The organism is Pseudomonas citri, assembly GCF_025336485.1.
Lineage (GTDB): Bacteria > Pseudomonadota > Gammaproteobacteria > Pseudomonadales > Pseudomonadaceae > Aquipseudomonas > Aquipseudomonas citri.
Genome location: NZ_JAODAB010000036.1, coordinates 17,262 through 33,235, shown reverse-complemented (window position 1 = coordinate 33,235; position 15,974 = coordinate 17,262). Strand labels below are relative to the sequence as shown.

Annotated in this window: 15 protein-coding genes; 6 read left to right on the top strand and 9 right to left on the bottom strand. The window is 62.4% G+C overall.

Translation table 11 applies throughout. The features are described 5' to 3' along the window. Nucleotides 1-89: 89 nt before the first annotated feature. The 6 genes from N4Q37_RS25850 to N4Q37_RS25825 form a co-directional block, all read right to left on the bottom strand. The gene (locus N4Q37_RS25850) at nt 90-941 is read right to left on the bottom strand and encodes an alpha/beta hydrolase (protein WP_260963003.1); all 852 of its coding nucleotides are present in this window, start codon (nt 939-941) and stop codon (nt 90-92) included. Beyond that, complete coding sequence (locus tag N4Q37_RS25845; protein WP_260963001.1) at nt 938-1,732, bottom strand: alpha/beta fold hydrolase; 795 nt, start codon at nt 1,730-1,732, stop codon at nt 938-940. The genes N4Q37_RS25850 and N4Q37_RS25845 overlap by 4 nt, the downstream gene beginning before the upstream one ends. A 121-nt stretch (nt 1,733-1,853) precedes the next feature. Then, on the bottom strand, nt 1,854-2,297 hold the full coding sequence (locus tag N4Q37_RS25840) for a hotdog fold thioesterase (RefSeq protein ID WP_260962999.1): 444 nt from the start codon (nt 2,295-2,297) through the stop codon (nt 1,854-1,856). A gap of 160 nt (nt 2,298-2,457) precedes the next feature. Continuing rightward, the gene (gene sixA, locus N4Q37_RS25835) at nt 2,458-2,901 is read right to left on the bottom strand and encodes a phosphohistidine phosphatase SixA (RefSeq protein ID WP_260962997.1); all 444 of its coding nucleotides are present in this window, start codon (nt 2,899-2,901) and stop codon (nt 2,458-2,460) included. Beyond that, on the bottom strand, nt 2,898-3,245 hold the full coding sequence (locus N4Q37_RS25830) for a DUF4389 domain-containing protein (protein WP_260962995.1): 348 nt from the start codon (nt 3,243-3,245) through the stop codon (nt 2,898-2,900). Before N4Q37_RS25830 ends, sixA begins: the two co-directional genes overlap by 4 nt. Before the next feature lie 29 nt (nt 3,246-3,274). Next, complete coding sequence (locus N4Q37_RS25825; protein WP_260962994.1) at nt 3,275-4,300, bottom strand: NAD(P)H-dependent glycerol-3-phosphate dehydrogenase; 1,026 nt, start codon at nt 4,298-4,300, stop codon at nt 3,275-3,277. Nucleotides 4,301-4,499: 199 nt separating this feature from the next. Between N4Q37_RS25825 and N4Q37_RS25820 the strand changes: the two genes are divergently transcribed. The 5 genes from N4Q37_RS25820 to fabB all read left to right on the top strand — a co-directional run bounded on the left by N4Q37_RS25820 (nt 4,500) and on the right by fabB (nt 11,441). Next, the gene (locus N4Q37_RS25820; protein WP_260962992.1) at nt 4,500-6,623 is read left to right on the top strand and encodes a TonB-dependent receptor plug domain-containing protein; all 2,124 of its coding nucleotides are present in this window, start codon (nt 4,500-4,502) and stop codon (nt 6,621-6,623) included. Then, nucleotides 6,624-7,556, top strand: coding sequence for an ABC transporter substrate-binding protein (locus N4Q37_RS25815; RefSeq protein ID WP_260962991.1), 933 nt, complete (start codon nt 6,624-6,626; stop codon nt 7,554-7,556). Then, nucleotides 7,553-9,454 (top strand): ATP-binding protein, encoded by a 1,902-nt coding sequence (locus N4Q37_RS25810; RefSeq protein ID WP_260962989.1) that lies wholly within the window; start codon nt 7,553-7,555, stop codon nt 9,452-9,454. The genes N4Q37_RS25815 and N4Q37_RS25810 overlap by 4 nt, the downstream gene beginning before the upstream one ends. Nucleotides 9,455-9,693: 239 nt before the next feature. Continuing rightward, nucleotides 9,694-10,209: a 3-hydroxyacyl-[acyl-carrier-protein] dehydratase FabA gene (gene fabA, locus N4Q37_RS25805; RefSeq protein WP_260962987.1), complete on the top strand. Its 516-nt coding sequence runs from the start codon at nt 9,694-9,696 to the stop codon at nt 10,207-10,209. Nucleotides 10,210-10,220: 11 nt separating this feature from the next. After that, the gene (fabB, locus tag N4Q37_RS25800) at nt 10,221-11,441 is read left to right on the top strand and encodes a beta-ketoacyl-ACP synthase I (protein ID WP_260962986.1); all 1,221 of its coding nucleotides are present in this window, start codon (nt 10,221-10,223) and stop codon (nt 11,439-11,441) included. 77 nt (nt 11,442-11,518) lie between these two features. On the opposite strand, the gene N4Q37_RS25795 is transcribed toward fabB, so the two are convergent. Continuing rightward, a complete protein-coding gene (locus tag N4Q37_RS25795) occupies nt 11,519-11,983 on the bottom strand; it encodes a DUF3859 domain-containing protein (RefSeq protein ID WP_260962984.1) in 465 nt (154 codons plus the stop codon). A 247-nt stretch (nt 11,984-12,230) separates the two neighbouring features. Between N4Q37_RS25795 and N4Q37_RS25790 the strand changes: the two genes are divergently transcribed. Further along, complete coding sequence (locus tag N4Q37_RS25790; protein ID WP_260962982.1) at nt 12,231-13,091, top strand: pirin family protein; 861 nt, start codon at nt 12,231-12,233, stop codon at nt 13,089-13,091. Nucleotides 13,092-13,192: 101 nt separating this feature from the next. Here the strand turns inward: N4Q37_RS25790 and N4Q37_RS25785 are convergent, their stop codons facing one another. Together N4Q37_RS25785 and htpG are read right to left on the bottom strand one after the other, a co-directional pair. Further along, on the bottom strand, nt 13,193-13,921 hold the full coding sequence (locus N4Q37_RS25785) for a dienelactone hydrolase family protein (RefSeq protein WP_260962980.1): 729 nt from the start codon (nt 13,919-13,921) through the stop codon (nt 13,193-13,195). A 69-nt stretch (nt 13,922-13,990) separates the two neighbouring features. Beyond that, nucleotides 13,991-15,895, bottom strand: coding sequence for a molecular chaperone HtpG (htpG, locus tag N4Q37_RS25780; protein WP_260962979.1), 1,905 nt, complete (start codon nt 15,893-15,895; stop codon nt 13,991-13,993). Between the last annotated feature and the right edge of the window lie 79 nt (nt 15,896-15,974).

The following is a 15,974-nucleotide window of genomic DNA, read 5'->3' as shown; positions in this document are numbered from 1 at the left end:
CGCCCGGGCGCCACGAGGCGGGTAAACAGAGATCTGTCATGGTTGTCTCCCTTTCAACCCGCCCAGCCTCGACAGTTGCCCGGTGCAAGTCAAGAAACGCTGAAGAACCGATTGAAACAGTCTGCTACAAGCGCCGCACCCGCTTCGTCGTTCAGGTGCAAATGATGGCCGCCGGGCAACTGTTCATGACTGAAGGGTAGACGCTCCAGCAATTGTGGGTGCTGGGCCAGCATGCCGTCGGCCGCCACCACCAGGTGCGCAGGACAACCGACCCGCATCACGAAGGCCATGGCCTGTTCCTCGGTCAGGCGCAGTGGCGAGGGCAAGGTCAAGCGGTTGTCGGTCCGCCAGGTGTAGCCGCCCGGCACCGGCATCAGCCCTCGCTGGGCCAACAGTTCCGCCGCCTCGCGGCTGACCGCCACCAACCCTTTCATGCGGGCTTCGATGGCCCGGTCGAGGGTTTTGTAGACCGGTTTGCGCTTTTGCTGGAGATCCAACTGCGCCTGTAGGGCCATGCCCATGCGTTCCGCGGAATTTTCGCCTTTGGCGGTAGGCGGAATAACCCCGTCGATCAATCCCAGGTGAGTGATTCGCTCCGGCAACGAGCCGGCGAGCACCAGCGACACAATGGCCCCCATGGAATGCCCCAACAGGGCGAAACGCTTCAGACCCAGTTGCTCGGCCACTTGCAGGACGTCGTGGGCGTAATCCCAGAGGGCGTAGCCGGCACCGATCGGCCGATGCCCGGAATGGCCGTGGCCAGCCATGTCCAGGGCAATGACCCGTACCCCCTCCAGCCGGGGTGCCAGGCGGGCGAAGCTGTTGGCGTTGTCCAGCCAGCCATGCAGGGCAATCAGCGGACGACCGTCTTCCGGCCCGAACAGGTGCGCGGCCAGTTCGATGTGGGGCAAGCTCAGACGGACCTCTTCAACCCCACTCATGGGCAACCTCCTTCCCAGCGTTGCAACAGATTCTTGAGCAACAGGGCCGTGTCCTGGGGATGTTCGAGGGGAAACATGTGGCCACCGGGCACGCTCAACGATTCGCCATGGGGCATGCGCCTCACCCAACGCGCATGATGACGCATCACCACACGACTCTGTCGGCCCCGCACCACCGCCAGCGGCACCTTGAGCTGACTGGCCTGCCCGGGGCTGGTGTGCGGCACGCCACGGTAGATGCTGATTTCCGTGGCGGGGTCGAAACGCAGCCGCAGGCGCTCGCCCACCGGTTGGAGGCCGTGTTGCAGGTAGGCGTCGAAGCATTCCGGGTCAAAACCACGGAACAGCGTCTTGCCAGCGAAGTATTGTCGCGCCGATGCCAGGTCAGAGAACTCTTCCCGTCGCCCCAGGGTCCGCCCGGCCGGGGTCAAGCGGTCGATGAAGCCCAAGCGCTTCGCGGCCAGGATCACCCACCGATCGGTGCGGGTCAGCACGGGCGAATCGAGCATGACCACACCGCGATAAAGCTGTGGGCAACGTAACGCGGCGTGCAGATGCAAGACGCCGCCAAACGAATGCCCCACACCCCACACCGGTTCCGGTTGCTGCTCCAGGTGATGGATGAGTTCATCCACCAGGTTGTGCCAGTTATCGTCCACCGGGAAACGCGGGTCATGACCATGCAACGCCAGGTGCGCGACCTGGTATTGCGGCGCCAGCGCGGCGAACAGCTTGCCGTAGGTGGCCGAAGGAAAGCCATTGGCGTGGGCGAAGAATATCTGTTGTGACATGACAGCCGATCCATTGGGGAACTGCCACCGATTGTCCGCACAACCCAAGGGCACGGCAATGACCGTAACTGACAGCAATGATGACAGTCGCGCTTGGGCTATGGGGCGCAGGGGATCGCGTTCAACGCGCCGGCGGTTGCTCGCCCAGCGGCACCACCGCCATGGTCAGGCGCGAGACACAGTTGAGCTTGCCCTCGTCATTGACCAGGCGGATGTCCCAGACCTGGGTGGTACGGCCCAGGTGAACCATCCGGGCCGTGGCCGTTACCCGTCCGCTGCGCACGCCGCGCAAGTGGTTGGCGTTGATCTCCAGGCCCACGCAATAGAACTTGCTGGGGTCTACGCACAGGTAGGCAGCCATGGAACCGACCGTTTCGGCCAACACCACCGAAGCCCCCCCGTGCAACAAGCCGAACGGCTGGTGGGTTCGATGATCGACCACCATGCTGGCCGTCAGGGATTCGTCGTCGAACGACTCGAAACGAATGTCCAGCACCTCGCTGATGGTGTTCTTACCGGCAGCGTTCAATTGCTCGATGTTGGGAGTGGTACGCCACAGACTCATCGTTGCCCTTCCTGTGTGATTTTTTTGCATTCAATCCTGCACCGCCCTGTGGGAGCAAGGCTTGCCCGCGATACGGACGCCGCGGTGGTTCAGGTATTGCGCATCGAGGCCACCGCGGGCAAGCCCTGCTCTCACAAGCTGAGCCTGACCGGCTTCCGATTTACGCAGGCTTGAGCGTCATCGCCCCGGCCAGCGGCAGGTCGCCTTCCAGTTCGGCCAGGCCCGCCGTTTGCACCTGTTCGGGTTGCTGCAAGTGGCCGTGTTGCAAAAAGCCCAACAAGCTGCCCACCAACGGGTTGTGGCTGACCAGCAGCACATCGTCGTGGTCCTTGAGGTGTTCCAGGACATGTTGCGGCCGGGTTTCGGGCTTGAGCCAGTCGACAGTGATCAGTTCCGGTTCGAAACCCAGGGCTTCGCGCACCAGTTGGGCGGTTTGCTGGGCACGTACATAGGGGCTGGCGTAAATGGCGCGCAACGGCTCGCCCATCAACCGAGCGGCACTGTGCAGCACTTCGGCACGACCCTTGACGGTCAGGTTGCGCTCAGGATCAGGACGCGCGCCGTAAGGCTCGGCCTCACCATGGCGCAATACCCACAGTTTCATAGCTTCGGCTCCTCGTCCCGGACCGGATGCGGTGCCGGCGCCACGGCGTGAGGGGCTTCGCCTTCAGGCGCGCGCGGGGTCGGCCAATCAGCGAACGGCCAGGGTTTCTGGTCACTGTGGAACGTGCCGAAACGACCGATCTGTGCCAGGAACTGGCTCAAGCTGTCGCCGAAATTCATCAGGCTGGCACTGGGTGCGCCGTAGATCAGCCGGTAGATCAGTTGCACCAGCACTGCGGCGCCCAGGATGAACTGCGCCACTTGCCAGACCAGCACATAGATCACCATCCACAGCACCCGCAGCAGGATGGATTCGTATTGGGGTTGTCCTTTCGGATCGTTCATGACTTGCTCCTGCTTGCAATCAGCGGTTTTCAATTGAAGCCGCTGGTGGAAATAAAATCGACGTCGGTCTTCGGTTCGCCACGCATCAGCAGCTCGATCACCTGCTCCAGCGTGCGCCCTTCGAACAGGATCGCGTGCAACCCGGCGACCAGCGGCATGTACACCCCGGTCTCCTGGGACTTGGCCTTGAGCACTTTGAGGGTGTTGACCCCTTCGGCCACTTCGCCCAGGCGCGACACCGCCTCGTCCAGGCTCAGGCCCTGGCCCAGGGCGAAACCGACCTGGTAGTTGCGGCTCTTGGGCGAGGAGCAGGTAACGATCAGGTCGCCCACGCCCGCCAGGCCGAGGAACGTCATCGGATTGGCGCCCTGGCTGACGGCAAAACGGGTCATTTCCGCCAGCGCCCGGGTGATCAGCATGCTCTTGGTGTTCTCCCCCATGCCCAACGCCACGGCCATGCCGGCGATGATCGCGTAGACGTTCTTCAGCGCCCCGCCCAGTTCCACGCCAAAACGGTCGGCGCTGGCATAGACCCGGAAAGTGCGGCCGTGCAGCGCGGCCTGGACCCGTTGGCAGAGTTCTTCGTCTTCACTGGCGACCACCGTGGCGGTCAGCGCATGCTCGGCGATTTCCCGGGCCAGGTTCGGCCCGGAAATCACCCCAATCCGTGCCTTGGGTGCGATTTCCTCGAGGATCTCGCTCATCAGCTTGAATGTCTGGGCTTCGATGCCCTTGGTCAGGCTTACCAGCAGCTTGCCGCTCAAGTGCTCGGCAAAAGGCGCCAGCACCGCGCGCAAGGCGCTGGACGGCAAGGCAACGAAGAACAGGTCGCAGCCCTCCAAAGTGGCTTGCAAGTCCGTCACCGGTTCCACTTCCGGGCGGACCTTGATGCCTTTGAGATAACGCGGGTTCTCACGGTTGACGCGGATGGCCTCGGCCTGCTCCGGGTCACGCATCCATTGGCGTACCGCGTGGCCGTTCTCGGCCAGCAGGTTCGCCACGGCGGTGCCGAAACTCCCTCCCCCCAGGACCGCAATCGGGCGCTGTTCAGTCATATGCAATCCGCTCATCCATACCAAGTGGCAATGCCGGGCATTATACGGAGCGGCCGGATCGCGACCAGCCCCGGCGAAATTTCCCCTTAACTGTAGGAAGCTGACCACCAATTCCTAGGAAAATGCTGTCAACGCACATGGAAAAGTCATTCAGCTCGGTTACCATGCCCGCCATTCCTTCCTTTTCAAAGGCTGTGCCGTGTCCGTTGGCCCTTCCCGCTCAGGCTCATCGCTGCTGCTGGCGCTGATCATCAGCCCGACAGCGCTGGCCGACGACTTGTTCGTGGACAGCCAGCCCCTGCCGCAAGTGCTGACCGCCACGCGCCTGAAACAATCGCCTGCGGCAGTTCCCGGCAGCATGACCGTGCTGGACGGCGAATTGATCAAGGCCAGCGGCGCCCGCGACATCAGCGAGCTGCTGCGCCTGGTGCCGGGCATGATGGTCGGCAACATCAGCGGCAACCAGGCGACGGTGAACTATCACGGCACCAACGCCAGCGAAGCGCGCCGCATGCAGGTGCTGATCGACGGCCGCTCGGTGTACCGCGCCGGCCTGGCCACGGTGGACTGGAGCGATATTCCGGTGGCCATGGAAGACATCGAGCGAATCGAGGTCTTCCGCGGCCCCAACACCGTCAGCTATGGCGCCAACGCGCTGATGGCGGTGGTCAATATCATCACGCGGGCCCCGGCCGACAGCCACGGCACCCGGCTGAAAATCACCCGGGGCCAGCGTGGTATCAGCGACTGGTACGCCAGCCAGGGCAGCGGCTGGGAAGGTGGTGACTTGCGGCTGTCGCTGTCCGGCCAGGAAGACGACGGTTTCGACAGCGACCGCAACGGCGCCGACTACCGCGACAGTCGCCGCCTGGACCGCTTCAACCTGTCCGTCAGCCAGACCCTGGATGATCGCCAGAGCATCGACTGGCAATTGAACGCCAAGGACGGGAGTAACCAGCGACCATATACCTACCGTCCGGTGTTCCCCGGTATTACAGCCGCTGGGGATAATTCCGATGTCATTGCCAAGGATTATGCCGGCTCGCTGCGCTGGAACCTGGACCTGGACCCGGATCACAGTCTTTATGTACAAGGCTCGATCCAGCATTGGGATCGCCAGCAGACCTGGCGCGCCTGCGACGCCGAGATATCGTTCAGCCCGCAACTGACCGACCTCTGGCAGCTCAACCCCTATTACGCCGAGCGGCTGGCGCGCAATATCGCCGGCTTCAGCAGCAGCGGCGCCCCGGCCGGTACACCGCAGGAACGGGCACTGGCCGACCAGGTGCTCGACCAATGGCGCAACGGCGCCTCGCAAACCTTGTGCGGCGATATCGACCAGAGTGCCCGGGAGTCGCGCTACGACCTGGAAATCCAGGACACCCTGAGCCTGTCCGACAGCCTGCGATTGGTCACCGGGGCCAACTATCGCTACGACCGGGCCGACTCCGAGACGTACTTCAACGGTACCCTGGACGACACCACCTGGCGCCTGTTCGGCCAGCTCGAATGGCGAGCCAGCGAACACTGGCTGTTGCAGGGCGGTGCGATGTTCGAGGACACGCGCCTGACCGGCAGCTCATTGACACCCCGCGTCGCGGTCAACTACCTGATCACCCCGCGCCATGGCCTGCGGGCGGTGTACTCCGAGGCCGTGCGCTCGCCGGACATGTTCGAGAACAACGTCAACTGGAGCTATCAGGTCACCAACCTGCAACCTGCGGCCTTCGGCCAGCACAGTGCCCGTTATTTCGTCCAGACCCGTGGGCCGGGGAACCTGGAACAGGAGCACATGCGCTCCCGGGAGCTGGGCTACAACGGCTACTTCGTCGACCTGGGCCTGAGCGTCGATACGAAGCTCTTCCATGACGAAATCACCGGCATGATCAGCGAGCCGCTGCGCAACAATCAGTACATCGCCAGCAACTCCAACCGATCCCGCTTCTCGGGGAGCGAAACCCAACTCGACTGGCGCCTGACCAGCATCGATCGCCTGCGCCTGACCTATGCCTATGTCGACGCCGAAGCCAGCAACCCCCTCGACGAACGATTGACAGCGCGCAACAGCGGCTCGGCCGGCTGGCTGCGCGATTGGGGCGCTGGCTGGAACAGCGCGGTGTTCTATTACGGTGCCAATGCGCTCAATGGCTATCGCTTCGAACGGATCGACACCCGCCTCGCCCGGCGCATTCCCCTGGCCAAGGCCAACCTGGAACTGGCCGGCGTGCTCCAACAGCGTCTCGACAATCAACCCACCACGTTCGTGGGCAACCAATACGACTCGCGGCATGTCCTGTATTTCAGCGCGGAGTTGTCCTTCTAGATGTTCCGGGCGCTATTGCACAAGACGTCATTCCCTGGCCGCCTACCGCTGCTGCTCTGCCTGCTACTGGCCGGTTGGCTGGCGACGTTCCAGGCCCGGGCCGCCGAGATCCTGTTGACCGGCGCCCAGGACAGCCCCGGCGTTCAGTCGTTCACCCAGGCCCTGAAGGTGCTGCGCCCCGAAGACGAGGTGCGCTTCAGTCCGCTGGCCAGCCTGCCGGCACCGGACAAACTGCCAGGCAATGTCCGCCTGGTCCTGCTCGACCTGCCCAGCCTCGACTGGCGCCTGCAGGACAGCCGCGGGCCGGCCACCCTGGTGCTGCGAATCAGCCGCCAGCAAGCCCGGGAACGCCTCGGCGAAGCAATCCCCGGGCACCTGAGCCTGCTGTGGAGCGACCCGCCTATCGCGCGGCAATTGCGGCTGATTGCCAAGATCCTGCCGCAATCACGCAGGGTCGGCGTGCTGTTCGATCGGCACAGCGAATTCTTGCTCGACGACGTTCGCCAAGCCGCCGCGCCGCTGGGCCTGGAGGTGGTGAGCGAGCGCTGGGAAGACACCAGCGACAGCCGCCCCCTGCAAACCCTGCTGGGCCAGAGCGACGTCCTGCTGGGCCTCGACGATCCCGACCTGTACAACCCCAAGACCGTGAAAAACCTCTTGCTCAGCAGCTATGCCCGACAGCGGGCGCTGATCGGGCCCAGCGCCGCGTTCGTCAAGGCCGGCAGCCTGGCCAGCACCTACAGCGACCAGGAAGACTGGCTGGCAATCCTCGACGACCTGCTCGATCGCCCCGCCGCCAGTTGGCCGCGCACGTTGTACCCGCACCGTTTCAAAGTCCTGAGCAACCGGCAAGTCGCCCGTTCCCTGGGGATCGAACCGATTGACGCCGAGTCCGTCGCGGCACAGCTGGCCGAAGGAGAACACCGCCCATGACCTTGCGCCGTCGTTGGGATATCAATACCCGGACCCAGCTCATCGCCCTGGGCCCGGCTCTGCTGCTGACCGTGTTGCTGATCAGCTTCTTTACCTTCGTGCGAATCCAGGACCTGCGCCAGGAGCTCAATCACACCGGGCAATTGATCGCCAACCAACTGGCGCCCGCCACGGAGTACGGGGTGATCTCGGGCAACAAGGACGTGCTCGAAAGCCTGCTCACCGCGACCCTGGCGACCCCGCACGTACGTTTCCTCGAGATCCAGGACAGCACCGACAAGGTCCTGGTGTATGTCGAACAACCGGAACAGAGCCGCAGCCGCTCGCAACAGGTCGAAGTGTTCCAGGCGCCGGTTCGCCTGCAACGCATTGCCCTGAACAATGACTTCCTGCAAGGCACCAGCACGTCCATCGGGACGTCCGGCGAGGACTACCTGGGCCGGGTGGTCGTCGGCATGTCCAGCGACGCCTTCAGTCAGCGCCAGCAGGAGATCCTGCTCAAGGCCGCCATCCTGGCGCTGTTCGCCCTGTTGTTCACCTTCCTGGTGGCCCGTCGGCTGGCGTCCGACCTGTCCCGGCCGATCCGAGACATCGGCAACGCGGTCAAGGCGATCCAGCAAGGCGACTACAGCACCCCGCTGCCCATCGTCGATGACGCCGAGCTGGGGGCCCTGTCACGGCACATCAACAACCTGGCCGACGGTCTGGAGCAAGCCAGCCAGGAACAGCACCAGGCCATGGCGCAACTGATCAAGACCCGCGAGGAAGCGGAAAAGGCCAACAGCGCCAAGTCCGAGTTCCTGGCGATGATGAGCCATGAGCTGCGCACCCCCATGAACGGCGTGCTGGGCATGCTGCAACTGCTCGAAACCACGCCCATGACCGACGAGCAGCACGAGTACACCGCGCTGGCTTCGCAATCCAGCGAACACCTGCTGAAGGTGATCAACGACATCCTCGATTTCTCGCGCATCGAGCGCTCGGCCCTGGAGCTGGAACACATTCCGTTCAATCTGGCGGAACTGGTGAGCAACTGCGCCCAATCCTTCCAGCACAGCGCCGCACAACGCATGCTGGGCCTTGACCTGCTGACTCCCGACGACATGCAGGCTCTGGAAGTACAAGGCGATCCGACACGGATCCGGCAGATCCTGGTGAACCTGATCGGCAACGCGTTGAAATTCACCGAGCAGGGACGGATCACCGTGCAATGCCAGTGGCAGGCCCTGGATCACGAATTGTTGTGGTTCACTTGCACGGTGCGCGACAGCGGCATCGGCATTCCGGCCGAGAGCCTGGAGCGCATGTTCGATGCCTTCCAGCAGGCCGACAGTTCTATTTCCCGGCGCTACGGCGGCACCGGACTGGGCCTGCCGATCGCCCGCACCCTGGCCGAACGCATGGGCGGCACGTTGCGGGCCCAGAGCGAAGAAGGCCAGGGCTCGGTGTTCACCCTCGAGATTCCCCTGGCCCTGTCACGCCAGACGCCACCGGCGCGGGCGCCGCGAGTAGCGGTGAGCAGCGGCGACGGCGAAGGTCGCAATGTGTTGTTGGTGGAAGATAACCCGGTCAATCAGACCGTGATCGAAGCCATGCTGCGCAGCCTGGGTTTCATCGTCAGCGTCGCCGAGGATGGGGCCCGGGCCATTGAGCACGCCGATGAGCAGGTTTTCGAAGCCATCCTGATGGATTGCCGGTTGCCCATCATCGATGGCTACGAAGCCACGCGGCAGATTCGCCGTCTGCCCGGCTACACGGACGTACCGATCATCGCCCTGACAGCCAACGCGTTGCAGGGGGATCGCGAGGCCTGCCTGGCGGCAGGCATGAACGATTACCTGGCCAAACCGTTCAAAAGAGTCGATCTGCAGCAGATTTTGCAGCGTTGGGTACGCTGACCGGACCATCTGCGACTGGCGTGAAAGACGAAAGTGCGGCAGTCTTAACCACCCGAACAAGTCCCGATTGGGGCTTGAATAAAAATTTCAGTGCACAGGTGTACTTTCATTCCCCGTGTGCTGTGACTTTCACTACAACGCAATAGTCTATGAGTAGGCTGCCGATGCGAGGCATGAACGCTTCGATCGGTCGGGAAGATTTGCCCCACCCTGCCGCATGGGACTATTGAGGAGCTCGCATGACCAAACAAAACGCCTTTACCCGGGAAGATCTGCTGCGCTGCAGTCGCGGTGAGCTGTTCGGCCCAGGTAACGCGCAACTGCCCGCCCCGAACATGCTGATGGTGGATCGCATCACCCATATCAGCGAAGAGGGTGGCAAGTACGGCAAAGGTGAATTGGTCGCCGAGCTGGATATCACTCCGGACCTGTGGTTCTTCGCCTGCCATTTCGAAGGCGATCCGGTGATGCCAGGCTGCCTGGGCCTCGATGCAATGTGGCAACTGGTCGGCTTTTTCCTGGGCTGGCAGGGTCTGCCAGGCCGCGGTCGCGCCCTGGGTTCGGGCGAAGTGAAGTTCTTTGGCCAGGTCCTGCCGACCGCCAGGAAAATCACCTATAACATTCATATCAAACGCGTCCTCAAGGGCAAGCTGAACATGGCCATCGCCGATGGTTCGGTCGCTGTCGACGGACGCGAGATCTACACCGCCGAAGGCCTCCGGGTCGGCGTTTTCACCTCCACTGACAACTTCTAAGGGTTATCCGCATGCGCCGCGTCGTTATCACTGGTCTGGGCATCGTTTCGTGCCTGGGCAATGACAAAGAGACCGTCTCCGCTAACCTGCGTGCAAGTCGCCCGGGCATCCGGTACAACCCGGAATACGCCGAAATGGGTCTGCGTAGCCAGGTTTCCGGCTCCATTGACCTCAATCTCGAAGAGCTGATCGATCGCAAGATCTACCGTTTCGTCGGCCACGCAGCGGCCTACGCCTACCTGGCCATGAAGGACGCCATCGCTGACTCCGGCCTGACCGAAGAGCAAGTGTCCAACCCGCGCACCGGCCTGATCGCCGGCTCGGGCGGCGCCTCGACCCTGAACCAGATGGAAGCGCTGGACATCCTGCGCGAGAAAGGCGTCAAGCGCGTCGGCCCGTACCGCGTCACGCGGACCATGAGCAGCACCGTTTCCGCCTGCCTGGCCACGCCGTTCAAGATCAAGGGCCTGAACTACTCCATCGCTTCTGCCTGCGCCACCAGTGCCCACTGCATCGGTACCGCCATGGAACAGATCCAGATGGGCAAGCAGGACATCGTATTCGCCGGTGGCGGTGAAGAAGAACATTGGAGCCAATCGTTCCTGTTCGACGCCATGGGCGCCCTGTCCAGCAAACGCAACGAAACCCCGGAAAAAGCTTCCCGCGCCTACGACGCCGACCGTGACGGCTTCGTCATCGCTGGCGGCGGCGGCATGGTGGTGGTCGAGGAGCTGGAACACGCCCTGGCCCGTGGCGCGAAAATCTACGCGGAAATCGTCGGCTACGGCGCTACTTCCGATGGCTATGACATGGTTGCACCGAGTGGCGAAGGCGCTGTGCGTTGCATGCAGATGGCCATGTCCACCGTCGACACCCCGATCGACTACCTGAACACCCATGGCACCTCGACTCCGGTCGGCGACGTCGCGGAAATGAAAGGCGTTCGTGAAGTGTTCGGCGACAAGGCCCCAGCCATCAGCTCCACCAAGAGCCTGTCGGGTCACTCCCTGGGCGCCGCCGGCGTTCACGAAGCCATCTACTGCATGCTGATGATGGAAGGCAACTTCATGGCGGGTTCCGCCAACATCGACGAACTGGATCCGGAAGTGGCCGACCTGCCCATCCTGACCAAGACTCGCGAAGACGCCACCATCAATACCGTGATGAGCAACAGCTTCGGCTTCGGTGGCACCAACGCCACCCTGGTGTTGAAGCGCTGGCAGGGCAAGTAAGCCCCGCCGCTACACCCCACAGGAAAACGCCCCGACTGGTTCGGGGCGTTTTTTTTGCCTGGCGGATATGCCTGAGCTCAACGCACGACAAAGCGCTGCTGCGCCAGCAGCCGATCACCCTGGAACACCATGAATCGCCACTCCCCCGGCACCACTTCATGACTTTCGGTGAACTCGTAGGCCATCACATCCTGGGGCGCGCCAGGCACCAGTTTCTGGATGATCTCGAACTTATCGTGACGCACGCCGTCGGGCGTCCGGATGCCCGGCGTGAAATACAGCAGCGTCAGTGGTTGATCATCCGCGACCTTGCCCGCCAACTGATAACGCATGCCGAACTTGGTGCCCAGTTTTGCCGGCACGCTTTCGGTCTGGCGGATGGGCTCATTGCTACGACGCAGGACCCGCTCCCCCGATTGCAGCTCGGCCTTCGCCCCTTCGAAGACCCCGTACTCCACCGGACCTTCGACACGGACTTGCGCCTGGGCCAGGCCGCAGACCAACGATAACGCCACCAGTGCGCTTGAACGGGTGAGGTGCATAGTGCGCTCCTTGATTGAGATGAGCGCGAGGGTATGACGCCGGGGTGACAGGCTGATGACAAAGAGACATTCACTTGTGGGAGCAAAGCTTGCTCGCGATGCAGACACCTCCGCCCTCAAGACTGCGTGATCATCATCGCGGGCAAGCTTTGCTCTCACACAACACCGCCAAAAAGTTGTCCCGCACCACTTTTGCCGGTGAGGCGGGTTATGCTGGCGGCATCCGTCGTTCACCCTGGAAGTCTCCATGACCACGCTCCTGACCGTTCGCCCTCGCGCAGAAGACGTCGAAGGCCAGCCGATCCTCCGTCCATTGCCGTCGGCCAAATGCCGCGCCGTCGGGCCTTTCGTGTTTTTTGACCACATGCTGCAAACCCGCTACCCGGCCGGCAAGGGCATGAACATCCGCCAGCATCCCCACATCGGCCTGTCCACCCTCACCTACCTGTTCGAAGGCAAGCTCCAGCACAAGGACAGCCTGGGTTCCGACCAGGTGGTCGAAGCCGGGGACGTCAGCTGGATGACCGCCGGCAGCGCAATCGCCCACGTCGAGCGCACGCCCGCATCGTCGCTGACCGAGGCTTTCGTCATGCACGGCCTGCAAGTCTGGCTGGCCTCGCCCAAATCCCATGAGCAAGGGCCAGGGCACTACAGCCACCATCCGGCACGGACCCTGCCGGTCAGCGACAATCTTGGGGTCAGCATCCGCATGATCGCCGGCTCGGGCTTTTGCCTGGAATCGCCGGTGCCGGTGCTGTCGCCAACGCTGTATGCCGAATTGCACCTGCAACCCGCGACGACGCTGCTGATCCCCACCGAGCATGAAGAACGGGCACTGTATGTGTTGAGCGGCGAGTCCTCATTGGACGGCGAGCCACTGGAACCCCATGCCTTGGTGGTCCTGCCGGCCGGGGAAGAAATGACGCTGTTCGCCGGCAGTGATTGTCACGCCGTGCTGTTCGGTGGCGCACCGCTGGACGGGCCACGGCGGATCAACTGGAACTTTGTCTCCAGTGACCCGGCCCGCATAGACGAAGCCCGTCGGCGCTGGGCGGCCGGAGACTGGCCGACGGTGCCGGGGGAAAACGAGCGGATCGAGTTGCCTTGAATGCACAATTCCTGAGGGAGCAAAGCTTGCTCCCACAGGATGTACCCCACAGGATCCCAGCGATATGTGCCTAAGCTGATTGCCATGAAGCAGTCAGGCGCTCACTCCTTGAACACCTCATCCAGCAAATTATGCATCGACCTGAACGCCCGCGCGGCGACCTTGGGGTTGTACATCATCTTGCCCGGCACATTGGCCTGCGGATCGGTAAACGAATGCACCGCGCCACCGTAGCTCAACAACTGCCAGTCCACCCCGGCGGCGTTCATTTCAGCTTCGAAGGCCGGCAGCTGTTCCTTGGGCACCAACGGATCCGAAGCGCCGTGCATCACCAATACCGAACCCTTGATGTTCCGGGCATCCGCCGGATTCGGCGTGTCCAAGGTGCCGTGGAACGAGACCGCGGCCTTCAGTGGCGCGCCGCTGCGGGCCAGCTCCAGGGCACAGCACCCCCCGAAGCAGAAGCCGAACGTTGCCAGTTTCGAAACATCGACCGGCGCTTCGCCCTGGCTCTGCAACTGCTCGAATGCCGCCTGCATGCGCTTGCGTAACAGGGCCCGGTCGTTCTTCAGGGGCATCATCGCCGCCCCCGCTTCATCGGCGTTAGCCGGGCGCACCGCCTGCCCATACAGGTCGGCGATCAGCACCACATAGCCGTTGGCCGCCACCGACTTGGCGAGTTCTTCGGCACCCGCCCCCACGCCCATCCAATTGGGCGCCATCAGCAGCCCCGGACGCGGGCCTTGTTGATTGGCATCGAAGGCCAGGCGGCCTTCATAGGCTTGACCTTCGATCTGATAAACCAGCGAACGAACCGTAACCTGACTCATGACGGACTCCTCGTTGAGTGAACCCCAAAAATGACAAAACCCGCCAAAGCGGGTTTTGTCTTCACTTGATTAAGCTGACAGCTCAACCAACAGCTTGTTCAGGCGGCGCACATAGGCCGCCGGGTCCTTCAGGCTGTCGCCAGCCGCCAGGGCCGCCTGGTCGAACAGGATGTGCGACAGGTCGCCGAAACGCTCCTCGCTCTGTTCGCTGTCCAGTTTCTCCACCAGCGGGTGAGCCGGGTTGAATTCGAAGATCGGCTTGGAATCCGGCACCTTCTGGCCGCTAGCCTCGAGGATCTGACGCATTTGCAGGCCCAGGTCCTGCTCACCGATGGCCAGGATCGCCGGGGAGTCGGTCAGGCGGTGAGACACACGCACTTCGCTGACCGCCTCACCCAAGGCTGTCTTGATGCGCTCCACCAGGCCTTCCTTGCTCTTGGCGATTTCCTCGGCGGCTTTCTTGTCTTCTTCCGAATCCAGGTTGCCGAGGTCGAGGTCGCCACGGGCAACGTCGACAAAGCTCTTGCCGTCAAACTCGTTGAGGTAGCTCATCAGCCACTCGTCGATGCGGTCGGTCAGCAGCAGCACTTCGATGCCTTTCTTGCGGAAGACTTCCAGGTGCGGGCTGTTCTTGACCTGTGCATAAGTTTCACCGGTCAGGTAGTAGATCTTGTCCTGACCTTCCTTGGCACGGGCCAGGTAGTCGGCCAGGCCAACGATCTGCTCACCATCGTCACCCTGGGTCGAGGCGAAGCGCAGCAGGCCGGCGATTTTCTCTTTGTTGGCGAAGTCCTCGGCCGGGCCTTCCTTCATCACCTGGCCGAAGTTTTTCCAGAAGCCCTTGTACTGCTCAGGTTCGTTCTTCGCCAGTTTTTCCAACATGTCCAGCACGCGCTTGGTCAGTGCCGACTTCATGGAATCGATGATCGGATCTTTCTGCAGGATTTCCCGCGAAACGTTCAGCGACAAATCGTTGGAATCCACCACGCCCTTGATGAAGCGCAGGTACAGCGGCAGGAACGATTCGGCCTGGTCCATCACGAACACCCGCTGCACGTACAGCTTCAGGCCGCGTGGCGCTTCGCGCTGGTACAGGTCGAACGGCGCACGGGCCGGTACGTACAGCAGCGAGTTGTACTCCAGCTTGCCTTCGACCTTGTTATGGCTCCAGCTCAGCGGGTTCTCGAAATCATGGGCGATGTGCTTGTAGAACTCTTGGTACTCTTCGTCCTTCACCTCGGTGCGTGGGCGAGTCCACAGGGCACTGGCGCGGTTGACGGTTTCCCATTCCACTTCAGGCTTTGCTTCGCCTTCAGCAGCGCTGACTTCCTTCGGCAGCTCGATCGGCAGCGCGATATGGTCGGAGTACTTCTTGACGATGTTGCGCAGACGCCAGCCATCGGCGAATTCGTCTTCGCCGGACTTGAGGTGCAGCACGATGCGAGTACCGCGATCCGCCTTGTCGAGAGTGGCGACTTCGAATTCGCCCTCGCCCTTGGAGGACCAGTGCACGCCTTCGCTCGCAGCGAGGCCGGCACGGCGGGTAAAGACTTCGACATGGTCGGCAACGATGAACGCAGAGTAGAAACCGACACCGAACTGGCCGATCAGGTGGGAATCTTTCTTCTGGTCGCCAGACAGGTTTTTCATGAAGTCGGCGGTACCGGACTTGGCTATGGTGCCCAGGTGTGCGATCACCTCTTCGCGGCTCATGCCGATGCCATTGTCTTCGAGGGTGACGGTCTTGGCGTCCTTGTCGAAGCTCACACGGATTTTCAGCTCGGCGCCGCCTTCGAGCAGCTCAGGCTTGGACAGCGCTTCGAAACGTAATTTGTCGACGGCATCAGAGGCGTTCGAAATCAGCTCGCGAAGGAAGATTTCCTTATTCGAATACAGCGAGTGAATCATCAGGTGCAGCAGTTGCTTCACCTCGGTCTGGAAGCCCAGGGTTTCCTTTTGAGTTTCCACGCTCATGGTCATCAAACTCCAAGTGGATGGTGGTGTCCGCCTCGCTGAGATTGGCGGCGGGATGTCCACAAGGTGGGGGCAACGC